At 68.8% G+C, this 3,522-nt stretch carries 3 protein-coding genes; all 3 read left to right on the top strand.

What is annotated here, in order from left to right; genetic code table 11:
- Positions 1 to 516 (top strand): RraA family protein (locus tag ACE3TU_RS20370; RefSeq protein WP_374627579.1); only part of this gene is annotated, 516 nt, incomplete at its 5' end.
- A 78-nt stretch (positions 517 to 594) separates the two neighbouring features.
- Complete coding sequence (locus ACE3TU_RS20365; RefSeq protein ID WP_374627577.1) at positions 595 to 1,719, top strand: iron-containing alcohol dehydrogenase; 1,125 nt, start codon at positions 595 to 597, stop codon at positions 1,717 to 1,719.
- Positions 1,720 to 1,792: 73 nt separating this feature from the next.
- A complete protein-coding gene (uxuA, locus tag ACE3TU_RS20360; RefSeq protein ID WP_374627575.1) occupies positions 1,793 to 3,010 on the top strand; it encodes a mannonate dehydratase in 1,218 nt (405 codons plus the stop codon).
- The last annotated feature ends 512 nt before the right edge of the window (positions 3,011 to 3,522 follow it).

Here is a 3,522-nt window from a genome sequence, read left to right as displayed (position 1 = left end):
GCCGATGTGCGGGTCGACTGGGAATACGACAATGACGAGGTGACTCGTCGTACCTTCTTCCGCCGCATGTATCGCGGCTGCGTGGTGCTGGTCTCGTCCGGCGGCGAGAACCGGGCCGGTCACTGGGGCGAGCTGATGAGCCTCTCGGCCCAGGCGCACGGCGCCTCCGGCGTCGTGGTCGATGGCGGGGTGCGCGACGGCGCGCTGCTGCTGCAGATGGACGAGTGGCCGGTGTTCAGCCGCTATCTGAGCCCCATCGAGTCGCGGGGGCGGACCCGCATCCGGGCGATCGAGGAGCCGATCGCGATCGCCGGGGCGCTGAGCGCGCAGGTGCGGGTCAATCCGGGCGACTGGGTCTTTGCCGACATGGACGGCGTGCTGGCGATCCCCGCCGGCCGCGTCGAGGAGGTCCTGCGGCGGGCCGAGGAACTCGGCGGCCATGAAGAACAGATGCGCGAAGACATCCGCAACGGTGGCGATGCCGCCGAGATCTACGCCCGCCATGGACGGCTGTGAGGTCCGGCGCCTCTCGGGCTGTCCGGGGGCGGAAAAACACATAGTATCGTTGGCATCGGCCCCAGGGAGAAGACGCCAATGAGCAGAATTGCCTACCTCACCGGCATCGAGTTTGGCCCGGGCGCGATCGCGAGCCTGGCGGGTGCCATCGGCGAGTTCGGCATGCGGCGACCGCTCCTGGTCGCCGATCAGGGCGTGCTGGCAGCAGGGCTCGTCGCGAGGGCTCTCGAACACCTCCCGGCCGGCACGCCCCTCTTTCTCGATACACCACCAAACCCGACCGAGGCGGCGGTGCTGGCGGCCGCATCGCAGTATCGTGCCGATGGCTGCGACGGCATCGTCGCCATCGGCGGCGGGTCGCCGATCGATCTCGCCAAGGGGGTGGCCCTGCTCGTCACCCACCCGGCCCCGCTCGAGCAGTACGCCATGATCTATGGCGGCCTCGACCGCATCGGTCCGGTTGCGCCGCTGATCGCCATCCCGACCACCGCCGGTACCGGCGCCGAGGTCGGCCGGGCGGCGCTCCTCACTCTGGATGACGGCCGCAAGCTCGGCTTCATCTCGCCCCACCTCATCCCCCGGCGCGCCATCTCCGATCCGGAACTGACGCTCGGCCTGCCGCCGGGCCTCACCGCCGCCACCGGGCTCGATGCCCTGAGCCACTGCATCGAGACGCTGTGCTCGCCGCGCTTCAACCCGCCCGCCGAGGCGATCGCGCTCGATGGCGCGGGGCGGATCTGGCGCAATCTCGAGCTGGCCTTCGCCGATGGCCGCAATCTGGCCGCCCGTAGCGAAATGCTGATGGGGGCGCTGATGGGCGGCCTCGCCTTCCAGAAGGGGCTCGGGGCGGTGCATGCGCTCAGCCATGCGCTTGGCGGCCTCAAGGACGTATCGCTGCACCATGGTACGCTCAACGCCGTGCTGATGCCGCCGGTGCTGCGCTTCAACGCCCCCGAGATCGGGGAGAAATCAGCCCGCCTTCTGGCGGCGATGGGCCTGCCGCCCGAGGCCGATCTCGCCGACGAACTCGACGCGCTCAACCGTCGGCTGCGGATTCCGGCCGGCCTCGGGGTCATGGGGGTGCGCGAGGATCACTTCGACTGGGTCGTCGAGCGGGCCCTGGCCGATCACAGCCACGCCACCAACCCGCGCGTCGCCGCCGCGGCCGACTATCGCGCACTCCTCGCCACGGCCATGGGGTGACGGTTGACTTGTCTCTGCGCGGCGGCATAGCTCCGGGCAGTCACGACAAGCGGGGGCGGGGAGACCACCGATCATGAAGCAAACCTGGCGCTGGTTCGGTCCGGCTGATCTCGCCAAGATCGACGACGTGGTGCAGGCCGGCGCCACCGGCATCGTCTCGGCGCTCCACCATGTCCCCAACGGGGTCGTCTGGTCTGCCGAGGAAATCGGCAGGCGCCAGCAGCAGATCAGGGTGATGACCGACGGCCGTCAGTCCGGCATCGAGTGGCAGGTGATCGAGAGCCTGCCGGTCTCGGAGGACATCAAGAAGCAGAAGGGCAACTGGCGCGAGCACGTCGCCAACTACAAGCAGAGCCTCAGGAACGTCGCGGCCGCCGGGCTCGATGTCGTCTGCTACAACTTCATGCCGGTGCTGGACTGGACGCGGACGGACCTGCGCTGGCCGCTGCCGAACGGCGCCTCCTGCATGCGTTTCGACATCAACGACTTCGCCGCCTTCGAGATCCATATCCTCGAGCGCCCCGGGGCGAGCGAGGCCTTCGCCCCCGAGGTGGTGGCGGAGGCCGCGCGCCGCCACGCCGCGCTCGACGACGCCGGCCGGAAGCAGCTCGCCCGTAACGTCACCATGGGGCTGCCCGGCTCGACCGAGAGCATGACGCTCGAGGATGTACGGGCGCACCTGGCCGAATATGCCGGCATTTCGCCCGACCGGCTGCGCCGGCACTTCGTCGACTTCCTCTCCGAGGTCGTCCCCGTCGCCGAGGAGGTCGGGGTGCGGCTCTGCTGCCATCCGGACGATCCGCCGTTCCCGCTGCTCGGGCTGCCGCGCATCATGTCGACGGCGGCCGACTACCGGTACATCCTCGATGCCGTCGACAGTCCGTCGAACGGCATGACGCTGTGCTCGGGCTCGCTCGGCGCACGGCCGGACAATGACGTGCCGGCGATGATGGACGAGTTCGGGCCCAAGGTGCACTTCCTGCACCTGCGCAACGTCAAGCGCGACACCGGTGCGATCGCCGGCTCGTTCTTCGAGGCGGAGCACTTGGCGGGTGACACCGACATGGTGGCGCTGATCGCGGCCATCCTGCGCGAGGAGTCCCGCCGCAAGGCCGAGGGGCGCGCCGACGCGCAGATCCCGATGCGCCCCGATCACGGGCAGGACATCCTAGACGATCTGCCGAGGCGGGCGCAGCCGGGGTACCCGACCATCGGCCGTCTCAAGGGGCTCGCCGAGCTGCGTGGCGTGATGACGGCGCTGGAGCACAGGCAATACGGGCTGGGAGGCTAGGCGCGGACCTGCCTTCCGCCCGTAGTGAGGGCGAGGCGAGTACCGCAAGCTCGAAGTCATCCCGGCGCAGGCCGGGACCCGGCACTTTGCATACGCACCGTGATCGGGATGCATCTCAGGATGGGCCCCGGCCTCCGCCGGGGTGACCGCGGTGGGGGTGGCACAATGGTGCCCCACACTTGAGGTTGGGGTGGGGGGTATTGCCCCACCCACGGGGTCATTCCCGCGAAAGCGGGAACCCTCGTTTGCGATCGATCCACTCACGCAAACCGAGAGGAGCAAACGGAGATTCCCGCTTTCGCGGGGATGACCCGGTGAGTGAACTAGATGTGGGAGTGTCCCTGCCGGTGCCGCGGGCTCGATGTCATCCCGGCGCAGGCCGGGAGGTGGACTCTCGTTTGAAGTGCAACAGGTGTTGAGAGAAGGCTTCGGCTGGGGTTTTCCAGTCAAGGCATTTTCTCGGTGTAGCGTTGTATGCGGCGATGAGCTTGGTGAAGTCGTTGTCGTCGAGG

This window comes from Devosia sp., assembly GCF_041917035.1.
Classification (GTDB): domain Bacteria; phylum Pseudomonadota; class Alphaproteobacteria; order Rhizobiales; family Devosiaceae; genus Devosia_A.
This window is presented reverse-complemented; position numbering and strand designations above follow the sequence as displayed.